Origin of the sequence: Mycobacterium sp. 663a-19 (assembly GCF_035616495.1) — a bacterium.
Lineage (GTDB): Bacteria > Actinomycetota > Actinomycetes > Mycobacteriales > Mycobacteriaceae > Mycobacterium.
The window spans coordinates 230,005-252,537 of the sequence record NZ_JAPJAV010000004.1 but is presented as its reverse complement, the minus strand read 5'-3'; the positions used below and the strand labels follow the sequence as shown (position 1 = coordinate 252,537).

General features: G+C 68.1%; 24 protein-coding genes. 16 read left to right on the top strand and 8 right to left on the bottom strand.

Translation table 11 applies throughout. The annotated features are described in order from the left end of the window. The first annotated feature begins 46 nt into the window (after nt 1–46). Genes OQ968_RS09905 through OQ968_RS09885 form a run of 5 tightly spaced genes read left to right on the top strand, consistent with a single transcriptional unit; the run spans nt 47 to nt 4,557 of the window. A complete protein-coding gene (locus OQ968_RS09905) occupies nt 47–1,168 on the top strand; it encodes a 4Fe-4S dicluster domain-containing protein (protein ID WP_324677163.1) in 1,122 nt (373 codons plus the stop codon). Beyond that, entirely contained in the window at nt 1,161–2,018 is an 858-nt protein-coding gene (locus OQ968_RS09900) for an FAD/NAD(P)-binding protein (protein WP_324677161.1), read from the top strand. The genes OQ968_RS09905 and OQ968_RS09900 overlap by 8 nt, the downstream gene beginning before the upstream one ends. Beyond that, the gene (locus OQ968_RS09895) at nt 2,019–2,777 is read left to right on the top strand and encodes an oxidoreductase (RefSeq protein ID WP_324677159.1); all 759 of its coding nucleotides are present in this window, start codon (nt 2,019–2,021) and stop codon (nt 2,775–2,777) included. Further along, on the top strand, nt 2,774–4,066 hold the full coding sequence (locus tag OQ968_RS09890; RefSeq protein WP_324677157.1) for a Ni/Fe hydrogenase subunit alpha: 1,293 nt from the start codon (nt 2,774–2,776) through the stop codon (nt 4,064–4,066). The genes OQ968_RS09895 and OQ968_RS09890 overlap by 4 nt, the downstream gene beginning before the upstream one ends. After that, entirely contained in the window at nt 4,063–4,557 is a 495-nt protein-coding gene (locus OQ968_RS09885) for a hydrogenase maturation protease (protein ID WP_324677155.1), read from the top strand. The genes OQ968_RS09890 and OQ968_RS09885 overlap by 4 nt, the downstream gene beginning before the upstream one ends. Here OQ968_RS09885 and OQ968_RS09880 read toward each other — a convergent pair. Then, on the bottom strand, nt 4,505–4,912 hold the full coding sequence (locus OQ968_RS09880; RefSeq protein WP_324677153.1) for a DUF302 domain-containing protein: 408 nt from the start codon (nt 4,910–4,912) through the stop codon (nt 4,505–4,507). The two genes, OQ968_RS09885 and OQ968_RS09880, sit on opposite strands and share 53 nt — an antisense overlap. A gap of 223 nt (nt 4,913–5,135) precedes the next feature. Between OQ968_RS09880 and OQ968_RS09875 the strand changes: the two genes are divergently transcribed. The 4 genes from OQ968_RS09875 to OQ968_RS09860 are packed head-to-tail and all read left to right on the top strand — an operon-like array spanning nt 5,136 to nt 6,768. After that, complete coding sequence (locus tag OQ968_RS09875) at nt 5,136–5,399, top strand: DUF1918 domain-containing protein (RefSeq protein WP_324677151.1); 264 nt, start codon at nt 5,136–5,138, stop codon at nt 5,397–5,399. A gap of 6 nt (nt 5,400–5,405) precedes the next feature. Beyond that, nucleotides 5,406–5,858, top strand: coding sequence for a DUF5709 domain-containing protein (locus OQ968_RS09870; protein ID WP_324677149.1), 453 nt, complete (start codon nt 5,406–5,408; stop codon nt 5,856–5,858). 14 nt (nt 5,859–5,872) lie between these two features. After that, the gene (locus OQ968_RS09865; RefSeq protein ID WP_324677147.1) at nt 5,873–6,010 is read left to right on the top strand and encodes a hypothetical protein; all 138 of its coding nucleotides are present in this window, start codon (nt 5,873–5,875) and stop codon (nt 6,008–6,010) included. Then, nucleotides 6,007–6,768 (top strand): HPF/RaiA family ribosome-associated protein, encoded by a 762-nt coding sequence (locus tag OQ968_RS09860; RefSeq protein WP_324677145.1) that lies wholly within the window; start codon nt 6,007–6,009, stop codon nt 6,766–6,768. The genes OQ968_RS09865 and OQ968_RS09860 overlap by 4 nt, the downstream gene beginning before the upstream one ends. On the opposite strand, the gene OQ968_RS09855 is transcribed toward OQ968_RS09860, so the two are convergent. Further along, nucleotides 6,752–8,608: a long-chain fatty acid--CoA ligase gene (locus tag OQ968_RS09855; protein ID WP_324677143.1), complete on the bottom strand. Its 1,857-nt coding sequence runs from the start codon at nt 8,606–8,608 to the stop codon at nt 6,752–6,754. The two genes, OQ968_RS09860 and OQ968_RS09855, sit on opposite strands and share 17 nt — an antisense overlap. A 134-nt stretch (nt 8,609–8,742) precedes the next feature. Continuing rightward, nucleotides 8,743–9,006, bottom strand: coding sequence for a hypothetical protein (locus OQ968_RS09850; protein WP_324677142.1), 264 nt, complete (start codon nt 9,004–9,006; stop codon nt 8,743–8,745). A gap of 216 nt (nt 9,007–9,222) precedes the next feature. On the opposite strand from OQ968_RS09850, the gene OQ968_RS09845 reads away from it, so the two are divergent. The 3 genes from OQ968_RS09845 (at nt 9,223) to OQ968_RS09835 (ending at nt 12,965) form a co-directional block, all read left to right on the top strand. Then, nucleotides 9,223–10,206 (top strand): GNAT family N-acetyltransferase, encoded by a 984-nt coding sequence (locus OQ968_RS09845; RefSeq protein WP_324677140.1) that lies wholly within the window; start codon nt 9,223–9,225, stop codon nt 10,204–10,206. Nucleotides 10,207–10,291: 85 nt separating this feature from the next. Continuing rightward, entirely contained in the window at nt 10,292–11,539 is a 1,248-nt protein-coding gene (locus OQ968_RS09840; RefSeq protein ID WP_420715872.1) for an alpha/beta hydrolase family protein, read from the top strand. 7 nt (nt 11,540–11,546) lie between these two features. Beyond that, nucleotides 11,547–12,965, top strand: a complete 1,419-nt coding sequence (locus tag OQ968_RS09835) for a wax ester/triacylglycerol synthase family O-acyltransferase (protein ID WP_324677138.1) — start codon at nt 11,547–11,549, stop codon at nt 12,963–12,965. Nucleotides 12,966–12,977: 12 nt separating this feature from the next. Here OQ968_RS09835 and OQ968_RS09830 read toward each other — a convergent pair whose 3' ends face one another. Together OQ968_RS09830 and OQ968_RS09825 are read right to left on the bottom strand one after the other, a co-directional pair. Next, a complete protein-coding gene (locus tag OQ968_RS09830) occupies nt 12,978–14,342 on the bottom strand; it encodes an HNH endonuclease signature motif containing protein (RefSeq protein ID WP_324677136.1) in 1,365 nt (454 codons plus the stop codon). A 74-nt stretch (nt 14,343–14,416) separates the two neighbouring features. Next, nucleotides 14,417–14,653: a hypothetical protein gene (locus tag OQ968_RS09825; protein ID WP_324677134.1), complete on the bottom strand. Its 237-nt coding sequence runs from the start codon at nt 14,651–14,653 to the stop codon at nt 14,417–14,419. Nucleotides 14,654–14,849: 196 nt separating this feature from the next. Between OQ968_RS09825 and OQ968_RS09820 the strand changes: the two genes are divergently transcribed. From OQ968_RS09820 to OQ968_RS09810, 3 genes are read left to right on the top strand one after another with little or no spacing between them, the layout of a single operon-like run. Continuing rightward, complete coding sequence (locus OQ968_RS09820) at nt 14,850–15,539, top strand: SRPBCC family protein (RefSeq protein WP_324677133.1); 690 nt, start codon at nt 14,850–14,852, stop codon at nt 15,537–15,539. 44 nt (nt 15,540–15,583) lie between these two features. After that, on the top strand, nt 15,584–16,759 hold the full coding sequence (locus OQ968_RS09815; RefSeq protein ID WP_324677131.1) for a site-2 protease family protein: 1,176 nt from the start codon (nt 15,584–15,586) through the stop codon (nt 16,757–16,759). Between the two features lie 33 nt (nt 16,760–16,792). Then, nucleotides 16,793–17,587, top strand: coding sequence for a universal stress protein (locus OQ968_RS09810; RefSeq protein WP_324677129.1), 795 nt, complete (start codon nt 16,793–16,795; stop codon nt 17,585–17,587). A 7-nt stretch (nt 17,588–17,594) separates the two neighbouring features. Here OQ968_RS09810 and OQ968_RS09805 read toward each other — a convergent pair whose 3' ends face one another. After that, nucleotides 17,595–18,488, bottom strand: coding sequence for a universal stress protein (locus tag OQ968_RS09805; protein ID WP_324677127.1), 894 nt, complete (start codon nt 18,486–18,488; stop codon nt 17,595–17,597). A gap of 19 nt (nt 18,489–18,507) precedes the next feature. Continuing rightward, entirely contained in the window at nt 18,508–18,939 is a 432-nt protein-coding gene (locus OQ968_RS09800) for a hypothetical protein (protein ID WP_324677408.1), read from the bottom strand. Between the two features lie 321 nt (nt 18,940–19,260). Between OQ968_RS09800 and OQ968_RS09795 the strand changes: the two genes are divergently transcribed. Next, a complete protein-coding gene (locus OQ968_RS09795; protein ID WP_420715882.1) occupies nt 19,261–22,029 on the top strand; it encodes a cation-translocating P-type ATPase in 2,769 nt (922 codons plus the stop codon). 19 nt (nt 22,030–22,048) lie between these two features. Here the strand turns inward: OQ968_RS09795 and OQ968_RS09790 are convergent, their stop codons facing one another. Next, on the bottom strand, nt 22,049–22,489 hold the full coding sequence (locus OQ968_RS09790) for a pyridoxamine 5'-phosphate oxidase family protein (RefSeq protein WP_324677122.1): 441 nt from the start codon (nt 22,487–22,489) through the stop codon (nt 22,049–22,051). Between the last annotated feature and the right edge of the window lie 44 nt (nt 22,490–22,533).

Genomic DNA, 22,533 nt, shown 5'->3' with positions numbered 1-22,533 from the left:
CGCCGCCCCTATACAGCGGGCCTCGGTGGGGCGGATGATGGTGGCGATGAGCGGATACGGCGACGAGTCCGATGTGGTCTTTTTGGATACGGCAGCGCTGCACCGACTTGTCGAAGTGCTGATCGAGCGAGGCTACCGCGTGGTCGGTCCGACCTTGCGGGACAACGCAATCGTGCTGGCCGAACTCGACTCGGCGGACGACCTGCCCCGTGGTTGGGGCGTCGACGTGGCACCGGGGCATTATCGGGTGCGCCGCCGCGACGACGACGCGGTCTTCGGGCATTCGGCGGGGCCCGGATCGTGGAAACAATTCCTCCACCCGCCGCGGCAGCGGCTGTGGGCCGGCACCCGCGACGGGACCGGCGCCGCGCCCGAGGAGGAGGCCCCCCGGTACGCGTTCCTCGGCGTGCGCGGGTGCGACCTCGCGGCGATCGCCACCCTCGACGGCGTGCTCGGCCGTCCCGATTACCCGGACGGCTCCTTTGTCGCGCGCCGGCGGCGCGCGTTCATCATTGCGGTGAACTGCACGGAACCGGGCGGGCTGTGCTTCTGCACGTCGATGGGCACCGGCCCGGCGGCCGGACCGGGCTACGACCTCGCCCTCACGGAGCGGCTCGACGGGGACGCGCCGTCGTACCTTGTCGATGTCGGCACTCCGGAGGGCGCCGACGTGCTCGCGGCGGTGCCGCATCGGCCCGCCGATGCCAGCGAGATCGGTTGCGCGCGAGCCGATGTCGAGGCCGCGGCGCACCGGATGGGTCGCCAGATGCCGGACGCGGACCTGCGGGACCTGCTCATTCGCCACCGCGAGTCCCCGCAGTGGGACGAGGTGGCCAGTCGCTGCCTGACTTGCGGCAACTGCACCATGGTGTGCCCGACCTGCTTTTGCACCAGCACCGAGGACGTCAGCGACCTCACCGGTGAGCACGCCGAGCGCTGGCGGAGCTGGGCGTCGTGCTTCGAGTTCGACTTCACCTACATCCACGGCGGCGGCAGCGTCCGCCAGTCCGGCGCGTCGCGCTACCGGCACTGGATTACCCACAAGCTGGGCACCTGGCACGACCAGTTCGGCATGTCGGGCTGCGTCGGCTGCGGGCGCTGTATTGCGTGGTGCCCCACCGGTATTGACATCACCGCAGAGATGAACAAGATGGCCGACGATGACTGAGGCGGCGATCGGTCCTGCCGCGACGCCGTCGGCCATGGCGCCCGTGCCGTATCGGGTGCGCACCCGCGTGGTGGAGAGCCCCGACTCGGCCACGCTCACCCTGGCGCCGGTCGGCGAGGCGCTGCGGACCCCGCAACCCGGCGAGTTCATGATGCTGTACGCGTTCGGGGTGGGCGAGGCGGCGATCTCGATCAGCGGGGATCCCACCGTCACCGACGGGTCGATCACGCACACCATTCGCGCGGTCGGCGCGGTCAGCCGGGCATTGCACGACTCCAACCCGGGAAGCATTGTCGGGGTGCGAGGTCCGTTCGGAACGACGTGGGGACTGGACGAGGCGGCCGGCAGGGATCTGGTGATGGTGGCCGGCGGCGTGGGCCTGTGCCCGTTGCGGCCGGCGGTGCTGGGCGCGCTGGCGCGGCGGGAGCGCTACGGCAAGGTGACGCTCATCGTGGGGGCGCGGTCACGGACCGACTTCGTGTTCGCCGCCCAACTCCAACAGTGGGCCCAAGAGCCGCAGATCGAATTGCATCTGATCGTCGACGCGCCGACGCCCGGCTGGGGCGGCGAGGTCGGGTTGGTCACCGCGCCGCTGGGCCGACTGGAGCTGGATGTCGACCGCACCACCGCGTTCCTGTGCGGGCCGGAGCCGATGCTGCGCTTCGGGGCCGAGGCACTGTTGGCGAAAGGCATTGCCGCGCAGGACATTCGCGTGTCGCTGGAACGCAACATGCAGTGCGGGGTCGGTTGGTGCGGTCACTGCCAGCTGGGGCCGCTACTGCTGTGCCGCGACGGGCCCGTCGTCACCTACGACATAGCGGGCCCGCTGCTGCGCGTGAGGGAGCTCTAGATGAATCGACCCACCCTGGCCGTGTGGAAGTTCGCCTCCTGTGACGGTTGCCAGCTGACGCTGCTGGACTGCGAGGACGAGCTGCTCACCCTCGCCGGCCAGGTCGAAATCGCCACCTTCGCCGAGGCTTCCAGCGCGATGGTCGGCGGACCCTACGACGTGTCGCTGGTCGAGGGCTCGGTCACCACCCGACACGACGAGCAACGGATCCGCGAGATCCGGGAGCAATCGAAAATACTCGTCACCATCGGCGCGTGCGCGACGGCCGGCGGAGTGCAGGCGCTGCGCAACTTCGCCGACATCGCCGAGTTCACCTGCCTCGTCTACGCCAATCCCGAGTACATCGACACGCTGGCCACCTCCACGCCGGCGTCGGCGCACGTCAAGGTCGACTACCAGTTGCAGGGCTGCCCGATCGACCGGGGGCAGCTGCTGGACACCCTCGCCGCGCTGCTCATCGGGCGCAAGCCGCGGCTGCCGGCCAAGACGGTGTGCACCGAATGCAAGCTTCGCGGCGTGACGTGCGTGCTGGTCGCCGACGGCACCCCGTGTCTGGGTCCGGTCACCCACGCCGGCTGCGGCGCGTTGTGTCCGCGGCATCGCCGCGGCTGTTACGGCTGCTTCGGCCCGTCCGCGGTGCCCAGGACCGCGACGCTGATTCCGCTGCTGCGCCGCGACGGCATGTCCGACGGTGACGTGGACCGGGTGTTCTCGACGTTCAACGTCGCCCCCTTCACCGACGAGCGGAGCAAGCAGTGAACCCGGAGACCCGCACCCTGAGTGTCGGCACACTCACCCGGGTGGAAGGCGAAGGCGCGCTGCACATCACGCTGAAGGACCAAGCGCTGGACAGCGTCCGGCTCAACATCTACGAGCCGCCACGGTTTTTCGAGGCCTTCCTGCGCGGGCGCGCCTACACTGAGCCGCCGGACCTCACCGCGCGGGTCTGTGGAATCTGTCCGGTCGCCTATCAGGTCAGCGCCTGCAACGCGATCGAAGAGGCCTGCGGCGTGGACGTCGACGAGGGTCTTATTGCGCTGCGGCGGCTGCTGTATTGCGGTGAATGGATCAACAGTCACGCCCTGCACATCTATCTGCTGCACGCGCCGGACTTCCTCGGCTACCCCGACATCGTGGCGATGGCGCGCGATCACGCCGCGGTGGTGGAGCGCGGGCTGGCGCTCAAGAAGGCCGGCAACCGGTTGATGGAGTTCGTCGGCGGGCGGGCGATACATCCCGTCAACGTGCGGCTGGGCGGATTCTATTCCGTGCCAACCAGACCCGACTTCAAGCCGATAGCCGAGCAATTGCGCCGGGCGCTGGACGACGCTGTGGCCACGGTCGAATGGGTGTCCGGGTTCGACTTCCCCGACCTCGAACTCGAGCACGAGTTCCTGGCGCTCACGGCGCCCGGCCGGTACCCGATCGAGAACGGCACCATCGCGCGCAGCGCGGGCCCGGTGTTTCCGGTCGCCGATTTCACCAGCCACGTCTCCGAGTCGCAGGTGCCGCATTCCACCGCGCTGCATGCGACGCTCGACGGCCGCCGCCACCTGACCGGCCCGCTGGCCCGGTTCTCGCTGAACTCGTCGGCCCTGTCGCCCGTCGCCGCCGAGGCCGCGGCCACCGCGGGGCTGTCCTCGGAATGCCGAAACCCGTTCCGCAGCATCGTCGTCCGGGCCGTCGAGGTGGTCTACGCGATCGAAGAGTCGCTGCGGATCATCGACGAGTACGAGCGTCCGTCGCGGCCGTTCGTCGACGTCGCCCCCCGCGCCGGCGTGGGACACGGTGTCAGCGAGGCACCCCGCGGCCTGCTGTATCACCGATATGAGATCGGCGCCGACGGGCTGGTGTCGGCGGCGACGATCATCCCGCCCACCTCCCAGAATCAGGCGGCCATCGAGGCGGACCTGGCCCGCGTCGTCGCGGACAACCTGTCGCTGGACGACGCCGCGCTGACCTCGCTGTGCGAGAAGGTGATTCGCAGCTACGACCCGTGCATCTCATGCTCGGCGCACTTCTTGACCGTGACGGTGCAGCGGCGGTGACGGGGGAGATCGTCGTCGTCGGCCTCGGCAACAGCTACCGAAGCGACGACGGCGTGGGCATCGCCGCCGCCACCGCGCTGGACGGGCTGGCGTTGCCGGGGGTTCGCGTGGTGACGGGCATCCCGGAGCCGATGGCCCTGCTCGAGGCGTGGTCGGGCGCCAGGCTCGCCGTGGTGATCGACGCCGCGATCGCGACCCCGTCGGTGCCGGGCCGCATTCGCCGCAGCGCCGCGGGCGACGCCTTCGAGCCACCCGACGGGTTGAGCTCGCACGGCATCGACATCGGCCGCACCCACGAGCTGGGCCGGGTGCTCGGCCGAGTGCCCGACGAGCTGGTGGTGTTCACCGTCGAGGTGGCGGCCACCGGGCACGGCGTCGGTTTGACCCGTGAGGTCGCGGACGCGGTGCCCGAAGTGGTGCGTATGGCGGCGGCCGAAATCAACCGTAGCTGGGGACCAGCGACGCGATCGCCGCGCCCAGCTTCGCGGTGACTTCCTCGGCGATGCCCCTCAGGACGGGCTCCCCGGTCACCTCGATCAGCAGGCCCGGGTCCATCGCCTCGACAATCACCGTGCCGTCGTCATCGGGGTCGGCGCGCAGCAGGACGTTGCAGGGCAGGAGCAGCCCGATCTCCCGATCCACGTTGATCGCGCGGTAGGCCAACTCCGGGTTACAGGCACCGAGGATCAGGTAGTCCTCGATGTCGACGCCGAGCTTGGCTTTCAGCGTTGCGGTCATGTCGACCTCGGTGAGCACGCCAAAACCCTCTTCCAGAAGGGCTTCTCGGGTGCGCGAGACGGCATCCTCGAAGCCGGTCGCCAGGCGTGCCGACAATGCGATGCTCATTTCGATCCCCCATCATGCGCGCGGTTTGGGTTCATCCCACCGTTCGAACGCTGCCCCGCGATAGGGACGGAAGTCCCAAGAATTGGGCTCACCTGGGCGCCGGTCGAGGCGTCGGCCGAGACGGCAAGGGACCTTTGGCCATTCAACTCGGTGACGTGGTACTCCTGCCGGCGGCACCCCGCGACGCGCACGATGGGACCGGAAAAGGCGAAAGGAGAGGCACGTGAGGGCAAAGGTCGGCGACTGGCTGGTGATCAAGGGCACCACGACCGATCAGCCGGACCAGCGGGGGCTGATCACCGAGGTTCACTCACCCGAGGGCGCACCACCGTATGTGGTGCGATGGCTCGCCACGGACCACGAGGCGATCGTTTTTCCCGGCCCGGACGCCGTCGTCGTCACGGCCGCAGAGCAGTCCGACGCCGACGAGCGTGCGCGGCATCGGTTCGGTGCCGTGCAGGCGGCCATCTCCCACGGGAGCAATTAGGCAGCCATGAGCAATCGAAACTTCGGTCTGGGGCCCGCGCCAGGCGAGTACAGCGCGGACGACGACAACCAGCTACAGCCACAGGACACGCTGATCGATCGCGGCGTCGATGACGTTCTCGACGAGGGATATTCGCCGCCCGACCGGCTCTACGGCCGCGGCGCGTTCGGGCCGCGGGAAACCCTCGACCAGCACCTCGCGGAAGAGGAGCAGGACCCGCTGTCGCGCATCGGCAACCCGTTCGACCCGGACGAACGGCAACGGTCCGACGAGGCCGAGCGTGAATTCGAGTTCCCGCGGCGACGCGAGGTGGGGCGGGCGCGGGCCGGCCGGCTTGTCGCTCCCGACAGGGGTTTTGGCGAAGACACCGAAGCGGAGCTGGTGGCCGAGGATGTCGGGGTCAGCGGGGGAGCGGCGTCCGCCGAAGAGGCAGCGGTTCACATCGTCGACGACGACTAGGCAAGGAGAGTCAGATGGCGGGCAACGACGCCGGCACGAAGGCGTGTCGGATCGACGTGCTGATCGATGAGCACGAGGAGCGCACCCGGGCGAAGGCGCGGCTGGCATGCCAGCACCCACGAGCCGATCACCGGTCTGCACCACTGACATGAAACAGCCCCAAGATTTCCCAGCCGCCCTCGAAGTCGAGGTGACGACGCACGGCCGCCTGCCCGGCATCGAGGACTACGCGAGGGCCAAGATCGGCGAGCTCGCTCGCTTCACCCACCAACGGGTGTTGCGCGCGCACGTCAAATTGAGCGAGCACGGCGACCCGGCCGTGCAACGGCGGGTGATCGCCCAGGCGAACCTCGACGTCAACGGCCGGCTGGCGCGTGCCCAAGTCGAAGCGACCACCGCGCGCGAGGCGATCGATCTGCTGCAGGCGCGGTTGCGCCGTCGGCTGGAACGCGGCGCCGAACATCGGGACGCCAAGCGGCACGAACGGAATCATCGGCCGGGGTATTTCCCCAGGCCCGAAAGCGAACGCCGGATCGTGCGCCACAAGTCGTACGGCCTGAACACCTGCACGGTCGAAGAAGCCGCGCTCGAGATGGAACTGCTCGACTACGACTTCCACCTCTTCACGGAGGAGCACACGAAGCAGGACAGCGTGCTGTACCGCGGACGGTCCACGGAATACCGCCTGGCACAGGTCAATCCGGAATCCGCCGGCCAGCTGGCGCCGTCCGAGTTGTCGCTGAGCGTCAGCCCGCAGCCGGCTCCGCGGCTCACGGTCGAGCAGGCAATCGAGCGGATCGAGCTGCTCGGATTGCCGTTCCTGTTCTTCGTCGACGCTGCCCGAAACCGTGGGTGCGTGTTATATCACCGCTACGACGGGCATTACGGGCTCATCACGCCGGCGAGCTGACGGACTCGTAGAGCGCCGACAGGCGGTCGGAAAACTTCTCGATGACGGCCTTGCGGCGCAGCTTCAGGCTGGGCGTCAGGTCCCCGGCCTCCACCGACAGCTCGCGGTCGAGGATCGCGAATCTCTTGACCTGCTCCCAGCGATTGAGCTCCTGGTTCAGCGCGTCGATGTACCCGGCGATCAGTTTTTCGGTTTTCTCGTCGTGCGCTATCTCGGCGAAGGACCTGCCCGCCAGGCCGTTCTTGTCGGCCCACTCGGTAATGGCTTCGCCGTCGAGGCTGACCAGCGCCACGCAATACGGCTTGGCCTCGCCGTAGACGAGAAGCTCGCTCACATACGGGCACAGGCCCTTGAACCTCGCGTCGATAGCCGACGGCGCCACGTACTTGCCCTGCGAGGTCTTGAACATGTCCTTCTTGCGGTCGGTGATCCGCAGGAAGCCGTCGGCGTCGATCTCCCCGATGTCGCCCGTGTGGAACCAACCGTCCGCGTCGAGTGCCTCGTTGGTGGCGTCCGGCAGGTCGTGGTAGGAGGTCATCAATCCGGGCCCCCTGAGCAGGATTTCGCCGTCGTCGGCGATCTTGACGTCGGTGGCCGGGAATGGCCAGCCGACGGTTCCGAACCGGTAAGCGTTGGGGCGGTTGATGAATGACGCGGCCGCGGTCTCGGTCAGTCCGTAGCCCTCGAGCACGATGATGCCGACGGCGTCGAACCACTGCGCGACCTCACGGTCCAGCGCGGCGGCCGCGGACACGAAGAAGCGCAACCGGCCACCGAAGCGTTCCCGGATGGTGGAGAACACCAACCGGTCGGCGACCCGGTACGCCAGCGATGACGCCAAAGACGGCTTCTTGCCGGCCTGCAGGGTTCGCGACCTCTTCAGGCCGACTCTGATAGCCCAGGCGAATACCTTCTTGGCCAGCCGGCCCTGCTCGGCCACCATCCCCTCGATGCGGGCATGCGCCTTCTCGAAGATCCGCGGTGCCGCGCCCATGATGGTGGGATGCAGGGCCGCGAGGTTGTCGACGATCCGTTCGACGCGGCCGTCGATCGCGGTGGGGAAGCCGATCTGTAGCGGCAGCGCGAGCATCACCTTGCCGAACGCGTGCGCCAGCGGCAGCCAGAGAAAGTTCAGATCGTCGGGGCCGAGGATGCCGAGCGAGTCGATGGCCGCGGCGGTGTATGTCCACGCCCCGTGGGTCAGGCGCACGCCCTTGGGTCGCCCGGTGGTGCCGGAGGTATAGATGAGGCTGGCGAGCTGGCCGGGACCGACGGCGGCGACACGTTCCGTGACGGCGTCGGGCGAATCGGCGAGCAATTGCTTCCCCAGTTGCTCGAGCTCGCTCAGGGTGATCGCCCAGTCACCGTCCCCGCTGCCGTCCATCATCACGACCTTGCTCACGTCCGGCAGTTCGTCGCGGTGCTCGAGCAGCTTGTCGAGCTGGGTCTGGTTCTCGGCGACCACCACCCGGCTGCCCGAATTAGCGACGATGTACGCGACGTCGCCGGCATTCGTCGTGGGATACACGGTGGTGGTGGCGGCACCCGCGCACATCACGGCGAAATCGACGAGCACCCACTCGTAGCGGGTCGACGACGCGAGCGCCACCCGATCCTCCGGGGCGATTCCCAGCGAGATCAGCCCGGCGGCAATGTTCTCGACGCGCTCGCCAACCTGCTGCCAGGTCACGCTCTCCCAGCTGTGGTCCTGTGGGTACCGAAAGGCCTCCGCGTGCGGGGTGGCGGCCACACGATCGAGGAACATGTGCGCCACGGACGGCGCACGATTCTCGATCTTGGCTAAGTCCGGCCTCTCCCTCGAGGCGAGCTTTGTGGTCATATCGCTAATCCATTAGTGCCGAGTCGAATACCGCCGGTGTATGCGGTAGCAGTTCGATACTGCTGGGGCGTCACCCCTGGACGATAGTGACAAAAGTCATCCGCGCAATCGGCAGACGGCCCGTCTCGAGACGCTCAGTTGGCAACCGCTATGTCGACGGACAAGCGCTCGCTTATGGCATACGCTGTGGGCCAATCGCCGCCACGCACCGCCCGCTCGAGGTCGTCTACCAACGGACTGTGCGCACCCAACTCGTCCAGCCACGTGGAGACCGTGGCCGTGATCTGATGAGCCGGGACCCGAGCGGTGTGGCCGTCGTGCAGGCGATCGGTCAACTGATAGATCGTGGTCGCGGGCTTGCGGTGTGGCCAATGATTCCGCCATGTCGCTGTGCTCATCATCTCTCCCCCTTAGCCTTACCCGACCCATTCGACCAGTGCCGCATACTTAGCCGTAGGGGCCAATAGCACGGCTGACAGCGTGCTTTGGTCCCGCGTCAGACACGGCGAAAGCCTATCGCGACGGGGCCCTTTGTCACCGCGCTTTGCGCAAACTGCCCGGGTACCGTCTTGGTGAGATGGCAGCTGCGTCAACCGATCACCGTCAGGCCGAGTGTGAGCGCCGTTAGCCCCGAGGAGCTGACGGCGCTGGATGCCTTTACCGGCATCCCGGCGCAGGAGCTGGCGGCATTGGCCGGCGCCCTGGAGCCGCTGCGCGCGGCCGCCGGCCAGGTCCTGATGCGACAGGGTGAGCGCGCGGTGTCCTTTTCGATCATCACGTCCGGCCGCGTCGAGGTCAGGCACACCGGCGCGGACGGTGAGGTGATGACGACCGAGCTCTCGCCGGGGACGATCGTCGGCGAAATCGCCTTGCTGCGAGACGCACCCCGAACGGCGACCGTGGTCGCGAAGGACGATGTGTGCGGCTATGTGGGATACCAGGGCGCGTTCGAGCGGATGCTCGCCGTGCCGGTCGTCGCGGAACGGATGGTGCGGACCGCGCGGCAGCGACTGGCCGCATACATCGCACCGATCCCGGTGCCGGTCAAATGCGGCGCCAAGCTGTTGTTGCGGCCGGTCCTGCCCGGCGACGCCGAGCGCTTCAAGAGCAGCGGGTCATTCTCGCGGGAGACGCTGTATCACAGATACCAGGGCGGTGCCCCGACCGAGGCACGGTTGGCCTACCTGTTCGAGGTCGATTACGTCGACCATTTCGTCTGGGTCGTCACCGACGGCGCGGACGGGCCGGTCGTCGCCGATGCCCGCTTCATCCGGGACGAAGACGACCCGGGTTCGGCGGAGGTCGCCCTCACCGTGGCGGACCCGTTTCAGGGCCGCGGCATCGGGACGCTGCTGCTGGTCGCGCTGGCGGTGGCCGCCCGCGTCGACGGCGTCGAGCGGTTTCATGCGCGGGTGCTTTCCGACAACCCGCCCGCGCGGGTGTTGGGCGACAAGGTCAATGCCCATTGGGAGCAGGAGGAACCCGGCGTGATCACCACGACGGGAGAGATCCCGGCCTTCGACGACCTGCCCCTCGACCGCGACACGCGCCGACAAATCCGGCGCGTGGCCCGGCAGGTGATCGACGCGTTCGACTGACGCCTTTGCGGTCAATGACCCTCGTGACTTTCGTCGGGTCGTAAGTCCCTAACCTCCGGGCTCGACGGGGTGTTAGCGTGCCGCCATGGCAACTCGAGCCGGCAATGACGAGCAACGGCCGGGCGCTTCTCGGAATGTGCCGGGTGTCGGTGTTTTGGGTGGGGCCATCTCACCGTTCACCAATGCCGGCCTGTTCTTCGCCCGGTCGTGGCGCGATTACCTCGGTCGGGCATCGGATGAACTTCCGATCGCGCGACCCACGGTCGCCTTGGCCGCGCATGCCTTTCGCGATGAGGTCGTGCTGGTGGGCCTCAAGGCGCGCCGCCCGGTCAGCCAGCCCAAGCTGTTCGAACGGATCGGCCGGGAAGTGGCGGCCGCGGTCGATTTCTACGGGGACAAAGGATGGTTGGAGGACCCGAAAGGGTTTTTCGGTCAACCCCCGCCGCTCACCGACCCCACGGTCCGGAAGGTCAAGGGACGCAGATCCTCCTTTCATCGCATGGTCTTCGACAGCGGGTACGCCCCGCATCCGGGCGAGCCGGGCGGGGAGCGCTGGCGGGGATACACGGCCAACGACCGCGAGTACGCGCTGCTGCTGCGTCACCCCGAACCGCGTCCCTGGCTGGTGTGTGTGCACGGAGCCGAAATGGGCCGGGCCACTCTCGATCCCGCCATATTTCGCGCCTGGAAACTGCACGACGAACTCGGTCTCAACGTCGTCATGCCCGTCCTCCCGATGCACGGGCCCCGAGCGCGCGGCCTCCCCAAAGGAGCGGTGTTTCCGGGAGAGGATGTGCTCGACGACGTGCATGCCACGGCGCAGGCGGTGTGGGACATCCGCCGGCTGCTGTCCTGGATACGGCTGCAGGAGCCCGAGTCGCTGATCGGCTTGAACAGCCTTTCGCTCGGCGGCTACATCGCCTCTTTGGTCGCCAGCCTCGAAACCGGGCTCGCCTGTGCGATTCTCGGTGTGCCCGTCGCCGACCTCGTCGAGCTGCTGGGTCGGCACTCCGGCCTGCGTTCCGACGATCCGCGCCGTCACACAATGGAGTTGGCCGAACCCATCGGGCGGATGGTGTCACCGCTGTCGCTGACCCCGCTGGTGCCGATGCAGGGCCGCTTTATCTACGCCGGTGTCGCCGACCGACTTGTGCATCCACGCGAGCAGGTGATCCGGCTGTGGGAGCACTGGGGCAAACCGGAGATCGTTTGGTACCCCGGCGGTCATACCGGATTCTTCCGCTCGCGGCCGGTGCAACGGTTCGTGTGGGATGCGCTGCGGCAGTCGGGGCTTCTCGAGCAGCCACCGACGGAGCGCGACCAACCCGCCTAGGCTTCACATGATTCCGATGGATCCGCTGGACGCCGCGATGATGACCGCGGAGCTGGTGGCCAGCCCGATGCATGTCGGCGCGGTGCTGATCCTGTCGCCGCCGGCGGATGCCGGTCCCGACTTCGTCGACAATCTGCATCGAGCAGCGCTCGCCGGCAACGACTCGATCGATCCGAGGCTTCGCCGTTACGCGCATCGGGGGATGGACACCGGCGGCATGTGGGTGTGGCGCGACATGGACACAGTCGATGTGGGCCGACATTGCCAGCGCCGCACCGTATCCGGGAACGACGAGTTCTGGCGGCTGATCGGCGAGCTGGACGCGACGCGTCTGGACCGGTCCCGCCCGATGTGGATGTCGTATCTGATCGACGGCCTCGACGACGGCCGATTCGCCTTCTATATCAAGGTGCATCACACCGTCGTCGACGGTGTCGCCGGTTTTCAGATGATCGCCGACGCGCTGAGCACCGATCCGACCCATCGGTCGATGCCACCCTTCTACGCGGACCGTCGTGAAGGATCCACGCCTGCGCGGACATCGACCGGATTCGTGCCTCGTCTGCTCGCACCGATACGCGCGCTCGCCGACGCGACCATGTCGGGCGTCGGACTGGTCGAGCGGGTCATTGCGGGCGAGCTGTCGACGATGGTGGACAGCCTGGTCGGGCACACGACGGTCCTGCCGTTCGGGGCGCCTTTTACCCGATTCAACCGTCGTCTGGGGCCGGAGCGGGCCGTGTGCGCGGGAAGCTGGGCCAAGGACCGCATCCGGGCCGTGCAAGACGCGGCCGGGGTGACCGGAAACGACGTCGTCAACGGCGTCATTGCCGACGTCGTGCGCCGTTGGTTGCGGGATCGTGGGGAACTGCCCCGGCGGTCATTGGTGGCCGCCTGTCCGATCACGGTGCGCGATCGCACTCGCGCCACCGCAAATGACCAGCACGGCAACAGGTTCGGCCTCTGGCTGTGTCCGTTGGGCACCAACCTGGACGACCCCGTCGCGCGGCTGGATCTGATCCACCGGTCGATGGCGGAGGGGAAACAGTGGGTGGCGGGCCGCGGCTCGGCGGCGTCGCTGCTGACGGCCGCGGGCAGCATCGCCGCGACGGTGATTTTCCCGATGCTGCCGTTCACGCCCAAGATCCGCACCGGGTACAACCTGCCGATCTCGCACGTTCCCGGGCCGCAGCGCGAAATGTATTGGAACGGGGCGCATATCGACGAGATGTACCCGGTGTCAGCGGTCTACGACGGCCAGACACTGAACGTGACGACGTGCTCGTACGCCGACCGCATCGGGTTCGGATACGTTGCGGGCCGCGAGGCCGTGCCCGACATCGAGTCCCTGATACCGCTGACAGAGCAGTGTCTGAGCGAATTGGAAGCCGCGTTGGGTGTGACCAGCGTGGGAGACACGGCATAACTGGCTATTGCGTCAATGGGGTTCGTCGTCGTCTTGGCCGCGCAGGAATCGTTCGGGGTGGTGGAAGCTGTTTGTTCTGGGTTGGCCTCGGTCGAGATGCGGCGGCGGTATCCATTCGGTTTCGCCTCTTGTGTTGGTGCGGGTGGTCCAGCCCTTCTCGACGAGCCGGTTGTCCGGGCCGCAGGCCAGGGTGAGGTCGGTGATGTCGGTGCGCCGCGTGCTGGTCCAGCCGCGCACGTGATGCACTTGGCTGTGATAGGCCGGGGCATCACAACCCGGCTTGGTGCATCCGCGATCCTTGGCGTACAGCATGATGCGCTGTGCGGGGGAGGCCAGCCGCCTGCGGTGATACAGCGCCAGCGGCTTGGCGCCATCGAAGACTGCGAGGTAATGGTGGGCGTGGCCGGCCCAGCGGATCACATCCGACATGGGCACCAGGGTGCCGCCGGCGGTCAGCGCCTTGCCGGCGGCGGCCTCCAACTCCTTGAGCGTGGCCATCGCGATGATCGACACCGGCAACCCGTTGTGCCGCCCCAACTCCCCGGAGGCGAACAGGCCGCGGAGGGCGGCCAGCAAGGCATCGTGGTTGCGCTGGGCTGCGGTGCGGTGATCGCGGCGCACCGCCTCCTCGTCCGGGGCTTGGTCGACGATCGGGGTTTGGTCGTCGGGGTTGCAGGCGCCGGGGGCGGCCAGCTTGGCCAGCATGGCCTCGATCGCGGCCCGCAGCTCGGGGGTGATCATGCCGCTGATGCGCGACATGCCGTCGTATTCCTGCTTGCCCAGGATGATCCCGCGCTTGCGCGCCCTTTCCTGATCGCTGAAGTCGCCGTCGGGGTGCAGCCAGTCCATGATCCGCTGGGCGTAGCGGGCCAGCTCGTCGGGTCGGTAGTGGGCGGCGTGCTTGGCCAAATCCGCGTCGGCGGCCTCCCGGATAGACAAATCCACCTCGGCGGGCAGATGGGCAAAGAAACCGCGGATCACGCGCACGTGCCCGTCGCCGATGAGGCCCGCGCGTTGGGCGGTGGCGGTCGCGGCGAGCCGCGGCGCCAACGGCTGCCCGGTCAGCGCGCGGCGCTCACCCAGGTCGTCGGCGTCGTCGATGCGCCGCCCGGCCTCGGCCCGGGTGATGCGCAGCCGGTCGGCCAGGGCGGTGCGCAGGGTGCCGCCCAACTCTTCGGCGCAGGCTTGGGCGCCGACTTGGTTGATCAGGGTGTGTTGCGGGGCGCGCAGCCGCCGCGCCGCGCATTCGAGCAGTTCGAGGGTTCGCAGTCGTTCCGGGGTCGTCAACACCTCAAAGGACAACTCGCCCAGGCGGTCCAGGGCAGTGTCGAGCGCGCCGAAGACCTCGACGATCTCCTCACGACTGCGCGCACCCATGCCCCAAACCCTACGAACACCCACCGACAAGAATCGCCGTCTTGGGACCACTGAAACCAAAGTGACACAAGGGATTACAGCGAGGAGCGCCGAGGCGCGATGCCCCCGTAGGCCATGCTGCGATGCAGCACGACGTTGGATGCGTCGCCATTGTTGGCGACGTGGGAGAACCCCTGCCGCCTGAGGAAGGTGTCGAGGCGTCGATCTACCGACCAGTCGGCATAAGTCGGGCCGGCGTATGGCGAGTGCAGGAATTCCCGGGCGAAAGCGTCTACGTCAGAATCGGTGAACGATGGTGGGTATTCACCCATAACCGTTCGGCTCCTTTGTTCTGCCATTACCGCCGCAGCCACGTTACGGGAGACCAGGCCCTTGTTTTGTCACGTTCGGATTGCGGATCGGGCCCAGACTCATCAACGAAGCAACGGTATGCGCGGGGCACATTGCCAACGGCCGCGAGGACCATTGGCCCTGGCGAAGAGGCGCGGCCCCATCCAGACTGGCGCCATGGGCAACATGAAGAAACGGACAGCTCAGGCGGCGATGCTGCTGGCGATGCTGTATGGCGCCCGACGGTACTACCGCAATTGGGGCACGACCAAGGCCGAATGCCGGATGCCGCTGCCCGGCGATGATTTGGTGGCCGACCCGGCCATTCAGACAACCGAAGCCGTGTACATCGACGCGCCGATATCCGCCGTCTGGCCATGGCTGCTGCAGATGGGCCAGGAGCGGGGCGGCTTCTACGGCTGTGAGGGGCTGAAAAACCTCGCCGGACTGAACCATCACGATGCCGATCGCATCCACCCGGAGTGGCAGCGACTCGAGGTGGGAGACGGCGTGCGCCTGGCCCCCGCGGGCTGGATGGGGCTGCCGGATGGGGTGACGTTGACCGTCGCCGAGGTCGTGCCCGAGAAGTACATCGTGCTCAATGCGACGCGCCCCGACCAGCGTTGGAATGCGGTGTGGTCGTTCCACCTCCAGCCGCACTGGGAGGACCGCGTCCGGCTGCTGACCCGCGCCAGGATCGCGTTGCGTCACCCGGGCGAAGTGTTTCTCATGGAACTGGTCAGGCCGGTGATCGCGCTGGGGACGCGCGGCTTGCTGCTGGGCATCAAGCACCGGGTCGAGCGGCCGGTGACGCCGAGCCCCAACCGAAACCGCAACACGGCAGCGAGCCTCAGCGAAGGCCTATAAAGGCCTATAAGGCCCTGTCTGTCAACATTTTTGGAGGTTACGAGATGCGCGACGCGATCCCGCTGGGGCGTATTGCCGGGTTCGAAGTGAAGGTGCACTGGAGCGTCATCGTCATCCTGTGGTTGTTCACTTGGAGCCTGGCCACCACGTTGCCCGGTGCCGTTGCGGGTTATGCGCGGGCGATCTACTGGCTGGCCGGGGCGTGCGGCGCGGTGGTGCTGTTGGCATCGTTGTTGGCCCACGAACTCGCGCACGCGGTCGTCGCCCGTCGCATGGGGGTGAGCGTGGGCAGCGTGACGCTCTGGCTGTTCGGCGGTGTGACGACGCTGCACGGGGAGGCGAAGACACCGAGGGCGGCGTTCCGGATCGCGTTCGCGGGTCCGGCGACCAGTCTCGTCCTGTCGGGGGCATTCGCCACGCTGGCCCTGGCGCTCGTCACCGTGCGCGCCGCGGCCATCGTGGTCAGCGTCGCCTGGTGGTTGGCCGCCATCAACTTGCTGCTGGGACTGTTCAACCTCCTGCCGGGCGCCCCGTTGGATGGCGGTCGGCTGGTGCGTGCTTACTTGTGGCGCCGGCACGGGGATAGCGTGCGCGCCGCGGTCGGTGCGGCGCATGCCGGGCGCGTGCTCGCAATCGTCCTGATCGCGTTGGGATTGGCGGAGTTCTTGGTGGGCGGCCTTTTCAGCGGCGTCTGGCTGGCGTTCATCGGCTGGTTCATCTTCGCCGCTGCGCGGGAGGAAGAACTGCAAGTGACGACCAAGCAGGCCCTGATCGGGGTGCGCGTTGCCGACGCCATGACAGCCAACCCGCACGCGGCGCCCGGCTGGCTTACCGTGGAGGAGTTCATCGAGCGCTATCTGCTCGGCGACCGTCACTCCGCGTACCCGGTGGCCGAGCGGGATGGATCCATCATGGGGCTGGTCACGCTGAGGCAACTGCGCGACGTCGCGCCCGCCCGACGGGCCACGACCAGCGTGCGCGAGATCGCCCTGCCCTTGGACAGCGTGCCGACCGCGGCGCCGCTCGAGCCGCTCAGCGCGCTCATCGAGCGGCTGGCCACGGCCGGTCACGGCAGCCGCGCGCTGGTCATGGACCAAGGCAGGGTGGTCGGCATCGTGACTCCGAGCGACCTCGCACGGCTGATCGACGTGTACCGGCTCGCCCACCCGGAACCGGGGGCACACCGCGACGACGCGGAAAAGTATTCCAACGCTGGTTGATCCCGGTACCGACTCCGGGGAGGAGCGCAGACGATGAAACCGATCATCGCGTGTATCGACGGCTCGGACGCGGCGATCGCGGCGGCACTGTGGGGCATCGACGAGGCCATCAGTCGCGCCGTGCCGCTGCGCCTCGTCTCGGTGATCAAGCAGACACATCCGTCGCCGGACGACTACGCCCGCGACCTCGCCCATGCCGAGAAAGCGCTTCACGAAGCACAATTGGCGGTTGAGAGCAGCCGAACGCCCTTCGACATCGAAACCGCGATCCCCCGCGGACCGGCGGGACCAGTTCTGGTGGAGGCCTCGCGCGACGCCGAGATGGTGTGCGTCGGCTCCGTCGGGATCGGGCGCTACGCTCGCGCGCTCCTGGGCTCCACGGCAACCGAGCTCGCCGAAAAGGCGCATTGTCCCGTCGCGGTCGTGCGTACCGGATCCGAGCTGCCGGCGCCGGCCATCAATTGGGTCGTGGTCCGAATGACCGACGCACCCGACAACGACGCCATCATCGAATACGCCGAATGGGAGGCGAAGTTGCGCAACGCGCCGATGCTCGTCCTCGGCGGCCGACCGGAGGAACTCACCGAATATGCGGACGGCCGGTTCGAACGGCGGGTGGAGGATTGGCGGCACCGTCATCCCGAGGTGCGCGTCTACCCGATCGCGACCAAGTTCGCGATCGCCGACTTTTTGAAGGCCAACAACGAGCGGGTTCAGCTCGCGGTCATCAGCGGCGCCGAGGCCGATCAGCTGGCGCGGCTCGTCGGCCCCTCCGGGCATCCGCTGTTCCGGCACCCGAATTGCTCGGTGCTCGTGGTCCGCGGCTAAAGCCCGTCTAGCCCACGGACTCGCGCGCCACGATCACCGGCACCCGTGCCATCTCGGCGACGGTTTCGCCGACCGAACCCACCAGCATCCCGGCGAATCCACCGCGGCCGCGGCTGCCGACCACGATCAGCTGGGCACCTTCCGAGCGTTTGACAAGCTGGCGCGCCGGCTGGTCGCGCACGACGGTGCGCTCAACCCGGACATCCGGATACCGTTCCTGCCAGCCCGCCAAACGCTCGGCCAACACCTCTTCCGCCATCGACTCCGTTGCCGGCCAATCGATTCCGGGCCACTCCGAGACGTCGGCGTCGCTCCACGCGTGCAGCGCGACCAACCCCACATTCCTGCGCGAAGCCTCGTCGAACGCGAGCGCGGTGGCGAGCTCGGATGCCGGCGAGCCGTCAACACCGACCAGCACCGGCGCCTGACTCGAATGCGGGATCGGCGCGTCGTCATCGTGGACGATGGCCACCGGACAATGGGCGTATCGGAGCAGCCCGGAACTCACCGAACCGATCAGCCGGCCGGGCCACCGGCCGCTTCCTCGGCAACCGAGGACGACCAGCCGCGCGTTCTTGGACAGGTCGACCAACGTGGGAACCGCTGCGGAGGACAAGATTTCGGTGTGCACCCCGGCGGGACCGCCGCGCTGCGACGCCTCTTTGACGACCCCGAGCGCGTCGTCGACCAGCCGGTGTCCACGATCACGTTGCCAGCGCTCCAGCCCCGCGGGTAACCGCGCGTTCGCCCACCTCGCAACCTCCGGAGAGATCGCGTGCACGAGGGTCAGCGGAATCTTGCGCAGCTCGGCGTCGCGCGCTGCCCACCGCACCGCTACTTTGGTGGCCGGTGATTCATCGACGCCGACGACGATTCCCAACGATGCGTTGCGCGATGACATGGCGGTTCCTCTGCGGACGTCATGCAGCGCGCCGAACGTCCGGAGCCGATGACTCCGCCTGCGGCACAGGTTCGTTCGGCACCGGCCGCCAGCCGACGTACGTGAGGTACAGCCCGACCAATCCGACGAGGATGTCGACGCTCACCCACAGGGCGCTCATCCGGATCGCGGCGTCGGCGGCGCGCATGAAGGCATGCGGGAAGGCCATGAGGAACACCGCGCGCAGCGCGAACACCCAGCCCAGCACGGACACGGTGATCGCGGCCGCGCCCCGCCAGTACTGGTGCAGCCCGACGATGACAAGGGCTGCCAGAAGCAGGAACGCGCCCGTCACCCAGGGCCACGCGGCGCTGGCCTCGAAGTCCGATAGCAGCCTTCGCATGTCCGATGCGCGGGCCACCGTCGTGGCGACCACGATGACCAGGAACGGGCCGAGCACGCGGGCGAACATCCGAGTCCGGAGTTGCTGTCGTTCTGTGGCGCTCATTGGTCACACCTCCGTCAATTGGCGATGAGATTCGCATCCCATAGCCACATCTGAGCATTGACCGGTGTGCAGGGGGAGGGGCTGAAGTCCCACACTGTCGGGACATTCGTCGCGAATATCGCAGCCGCTCACCGGCAGGCCCATATCCCGAGGGACGAAGGGCTCTCGCGGCGCGTCGGCAGCGCGAATACGGTCGACATCAGTTGCCCGCGACCGCGAGAAGGTTGACCCGTGTCCGATCAGGAGCCAGGCGCCCGCCGCCAGCCGGCTGCGATGCCGACCCGGATGAGGGAGGTCAGGACGCACCGCAGCCACACGAGCGGTGTTGGCGACCAAAGCGCTTCGGCCCTGACCCTGGACCCGGAGGAGGCGGCCGACCGGCTGTTGCGGGATCTGCGGAGCACGCCCGAGGGGCTGTCGACACGCGAGGCGCAGCGGCGCCTGCTGCAGTACGGGCCGAACACCCTGCAGCGACGGCACAAGCGCCGCTGGCCCACCGAGTTGGCCCGCCAATTCACCCATCCGCTGGCCTTGTTGCTGTGGCTGGCGGCGGGACTGTTGCTGATCGTCGGCTCGAATGTCGTTGCCGCCGCGGTGGTGTTGATCATCCTGCTCAACGCGGGCTTCTCGTTCGCCCAGGAGCTGCAGGCCGAGCGGGCGGTCGAAGAGCTCGCGAAATACTTGCCGCAGCGCGCCAGGGTGGAACGCGACGGCGTGATCACCGACGTCGACGCGACCCAACTGGTGCCCGGCGACATCGTGGTGATCCGCGAGGGCGACCGCATCGCCGCCGACGTCCGCCTGCTCAGCGGCGCGGTCGAGGTCGACATGTCTGCGGTGACCGGGGAATCGGTGCCGGCCTCGCGGTCGGCGGCAACCGCGGACGTCAACGTGCCGCTGTTGTCTGCGCACGAGCTGGTGTTCAGCGGAACCACCTGCACCGGCGGCGAGGCGCGCGGCGTGGCGTTCGCGACCGGGATGGCCACCGAGATCGGCCGCATCGCCGCGCTGTCGGAGCGGGTCAAGCCCGATCCCAGCCCGCTGGAGCGACAGGTCCGCCGGGTGGCCTGGCTGATCGCAGCGGTCTCGGTGATGCTGGCGCTGTCGTTCATTCCGGCGGCCACCCTGGCCGCGCACCTGACGCTGATCAACTCGCTGGTGTTCGCCGCCGGCCTGCTGGCCGGGATGGTGCCCGAGGGTTTGCTGCCGGTCATCACGCTCGCGCTGGCGGTCGCGGTGCGGCAACTGGCCGGGCGCGGCGCCCTGGTCAAGCGGCTGTCCGCGGTGGAGACGCTGGGCTCCACCGACGTGATCTGCACCGACAAGACGGGCACGCTGACCGAGAACCGGATGATCCCCGTCGCCGCGTGGGTGCCCGCACGACGAATCGACCTCGAGGACGGCACCTCTGCGGCCCTGGACGGGGTCCCGCCCTCATCGGTCGAGGCCCTGCGCCGCATCGCCGTGCGCTGCAACAACGCGCAGCTGGACGAGTCGGGTGAGGCGGTCGGAGACCCCACCGAGATCGCGATCCTAAGGGCCGCAAGCAAATTGGGCGCGGACATCGAAAACACGCGTCGAGAGACCCAGCGCCGCTGGCAGTTTCACTTCGACCCCGAGCGCAAGCTGATGTCCACGATCGATCAGCCGCCCGGCGCGTCCACCGTCGTGCACACCAAGGGCGGCCCCGAAGCGGTGTTGTCGCTGTGCAGCCACACACTCGGCACCGACGGTCGGCCCGTCGCCCTCGATGACCAGGCGCGTCGCGGGGTCGAGGAGGCCGTCAACGGGTTCGCCGCCGAAGGCCTGCGGGTGCTCGGCTTCGCCTACCGCGACCTGCCCGACGACGCGGCACCGCAGCGGCGCGCCGACGCGGAACGGGATCTGTGCTTCGCCGGCCTGATCGCCATGCTGGACCCGCCGCGCGAGGGCGTCGCCGACGCGGTCGCGCAATGCCGCACGGCCGGCATCCGCATCATCGTGATCACCGGCGACCACCCGCTCACCGCGCGGGCCATCGCCCAGCGCGTCGGAATCACCGGGGACACCCCCGCCGTCGTGACCGGTGACCAGTTCGAGCGCCTCACCGAGCAACAACTCGCCACGCTCATCAAGGACAACCCCGAGGTGATATTCGCCCGCGCCTCGCCGGAGGCCAAACTGCACATCGCGCAGGCGTTGCGCGACGACGGGCATGTGGTCGCGATGACCGGCGACGGCGTCAACGACGCGCCCGCGCTGCGGTGCGCGGACATCGGTGTGGCGATGGGGAAGTCCGGCACCGACGTCGCCCGGGAAGCCGCGACGATGGTGCTCACCGACGACAACTTCAGCACCATCGTCACCGCGATACACGCGGGGCGACGCGTCTACGACAACGTTCGCAAGTTCATCCTCTACATCTTCGCGCACGCCACACCGGAGACGGTACCGTTCCTGGTGTTCGCGATCGGCGGGGGATTGGTGCCGCTGCCGCTGACCATCATGCAGATCTTGGCCTTCGACGTGGGCAGCGAAACGCTGCCGGCGCTGTCGCTGAGCCGCGAACCCGCCGAACCGGGCATCATGGTCCGCCCGCCGCGCCCGCGCAACGAGGGCGTGATCCGGGCGCCAATGCTGTTGCGGGCGTGGCTGTTTCTCGGCGCCATCGTCGCCGCGCTGCAGATGGCCGGGTTCTTCTACGTGCTGCTCAAGGCGGGCTGGCATCCGGGTGCCCCCGTCGGTGCGGGCGCCCCGCTGCACCACGCCTACCGGCAGGCGACCACCATGACGTTCCTGGGCATGATGGCCGGGCAGATCGGCACCGCCTTCGCGGTGCGCACCCAGCGGGCCTCGTTGCGGTCGGTGGGCGTCTTCAGCAATCGCTACCTGTTGGCCGGCATCGCGGCCGAGATACTGCTCGCCGCCGTGTTCGTGTACGCCCCGCCGATGCAGGCGTTGCTGGGCACCGCGCCGCTGCCCGTCTCGGACCTCGCGCTGCTGTTGGCGTATCCGGTGATCGTGTGGGGCGCCGACGAATTCATGCGGTACCTGCTCAGGAAGCGGGCGCGATGAGCCGGGTCAGCGGCGCCGCCTAGCTTCGGCCGTCCTTGTCCGGCGGCGGGCCGAATTGGAACCGGCGGCCGGTGACCGCCTCGGGGAGGATCCGCACATAGTGCGACTTCTCGTACGGCGTCCAGGACAAGACCTGGGCGCTTTCGGCGTCCTCGATCTGTTCGTTGGTGCGCAGGGTGCGTGCAATGCCCTTGACGACCACGCTCCAGCCCTCGGCGACGTTGTGGTCGTCGACCTCGAACACCACGTGATTGTTGATCGCGGTGCTGATCAACTTGGTGCCCTCCGCGGTGCGAAACAGGATCGTCCGGCGCTGCACGACGTAGTTCACCGGGAAGATCTCGGGCTGGCCGTCGACGCTGGTGACCAGCCGCCCCAGCGTCATGCTGGACAGCAAATCCCAGCATTCGTGCACGGGCAGGATGGATACCCCTTCGGCGTGTGGCAACGGATAACTCATAGGCACCACGCTATTGCAGAAAGCCGGGCACCGCGCCTGCCAAA

Coding starts and splice junctions, on each gene's coding strand:
- OQ968_RS09905 (WP_324677163.1), top strand. CDS start 47: ATGAGCGGATACGGCGACGAGTCCGATGTGGTCTTTTTGGATACGGCA.
- OQ968_RS09900 (WP_324677161.1), top strand. CDS start 1,161: ATGACTGAGGCGGCGATCGGTCCTGCCGCGACGCCGTCGGCCATGGCG.
- OQ968_RS09895 (WP_324677159.1), top strand. CDS start 2,019: ATGAATCGACCCACCCTGGCCGTGTGGAAGTTCGCCTCCTGTGACGGT.
- OQ968_RS09880 (WP_324677153.1), bottom strand. CDS start 4,912: ATGAGCATCGCATTGTCGGCACGCCTGGCGACCGGCTTCGAGGATGCC.
- OQ968_RS09870 (WP_324677149.1), top strand. CDS start 5,406: ATGAGCAATCGAAACTTCGGTCTGGGGCCCGCGCCAGGCGAGTACAGC.
- OQ968_RS09865 (WP_324677147.1), top strand. CDS start 5,873: ATGGCGGGCAACGACGCCGGCACGAAGGCGTGTCGGATCGACGTGCTG.
- OQ968_RS09860 (WP_324677145.1), top strand. CDS start 6,007: ATGAAACAGCCCCAAGATTTCCCAGCCGCCCTCGAAGTCGAGGTGACG.
- OQ968_RS09855 (WP_324677143.1), bottom strand. CDS start 8,608: ATGACCACAAAGCTCGCCTCGAGGGAGAGGCCGGACTTAGCCAAGATC.
- OQ968_RS09850 (WP_324677142.1), bottom strand. CDS start 9,006: ATGAGCACAGCGACATGGCGGAATCATTGGCCACACCGCAAGCCCGCG.
- OQ968_RS09840 (WP_420715872.1), top strand. CDS start 10,292: ATGGCAACTCGAGCCGGCAATGACGAGCAACGGCCGGGCGCTTCTCGG.
- OQ968_RS09835 (WP_324677138.1), top strand. CDS start 11,547: ATGATTCCGATGGATCCGCTGGACGCCGCGATGATGACCGCGGAGCTG.
- OQ968_RS09830 (WP_324677136.1), bottom strand. CDS start 14,342: ATGGGTGCGCGCAGTCGTGAGGAGATCGTCGAGGTCTTCGGCGCGCTC.
- OQ968_RS09825 (WP_324677134.1), bottom strand. CDS start 14,653: ATGGGTGAATACCCACCATCGTTCACCGATTCTGACGTAGACGCTTTC.
- OQ968_RS09820 (WP_324677133.1), top strand. CDS start 14,850: ATGGGCAACATGAAGAAACGGACAGCTCAGGCGGCGATGCTGCTGGCG.
- OQ968_RS09815 (WP_324677131.1), top strand. CDS start 15,584: ATGCGCGACGCGATCCCGCTGGGGCGTATTGCCGGGTTCGAAGTGAAG.
- OQ968_RS09810 (WP_324677129.1), top strand. CDS start 16,793: ATGAAACCGATCATCGCGTGTATCGACGGCTCGGACGCGGCGATCGCG.
- OQ968_RS09805 (WP_324677127.1), bottom strand. CDS start 18,488: ATGTCATCGCGCAACGCATCGTTGGGAATCGTCGTCGGCGTCGATGAA.
- OQ968_RS09800 (WP_324677408.1), bottom strand. CDS start 18,939: ATGTTCGCCCGCGTGCTCGGCCCGTTCCTGGTCATCGTGGTCGCCACG.
- OQ968_RS09795 (WP_420715882.1), top strand. CDS start 19,261: ATGAGGGAGGTCAGGACGCACCGCAGCCACACGAGCGGTGTTGGCGAC.
- OQ968_RS09790 (WP_324677122.1), bottom strand. CDS start 22,489: ATGAGTTATCCGTTGCCACACGCCGAAGGGGTATCCATCCTGCCCGTG.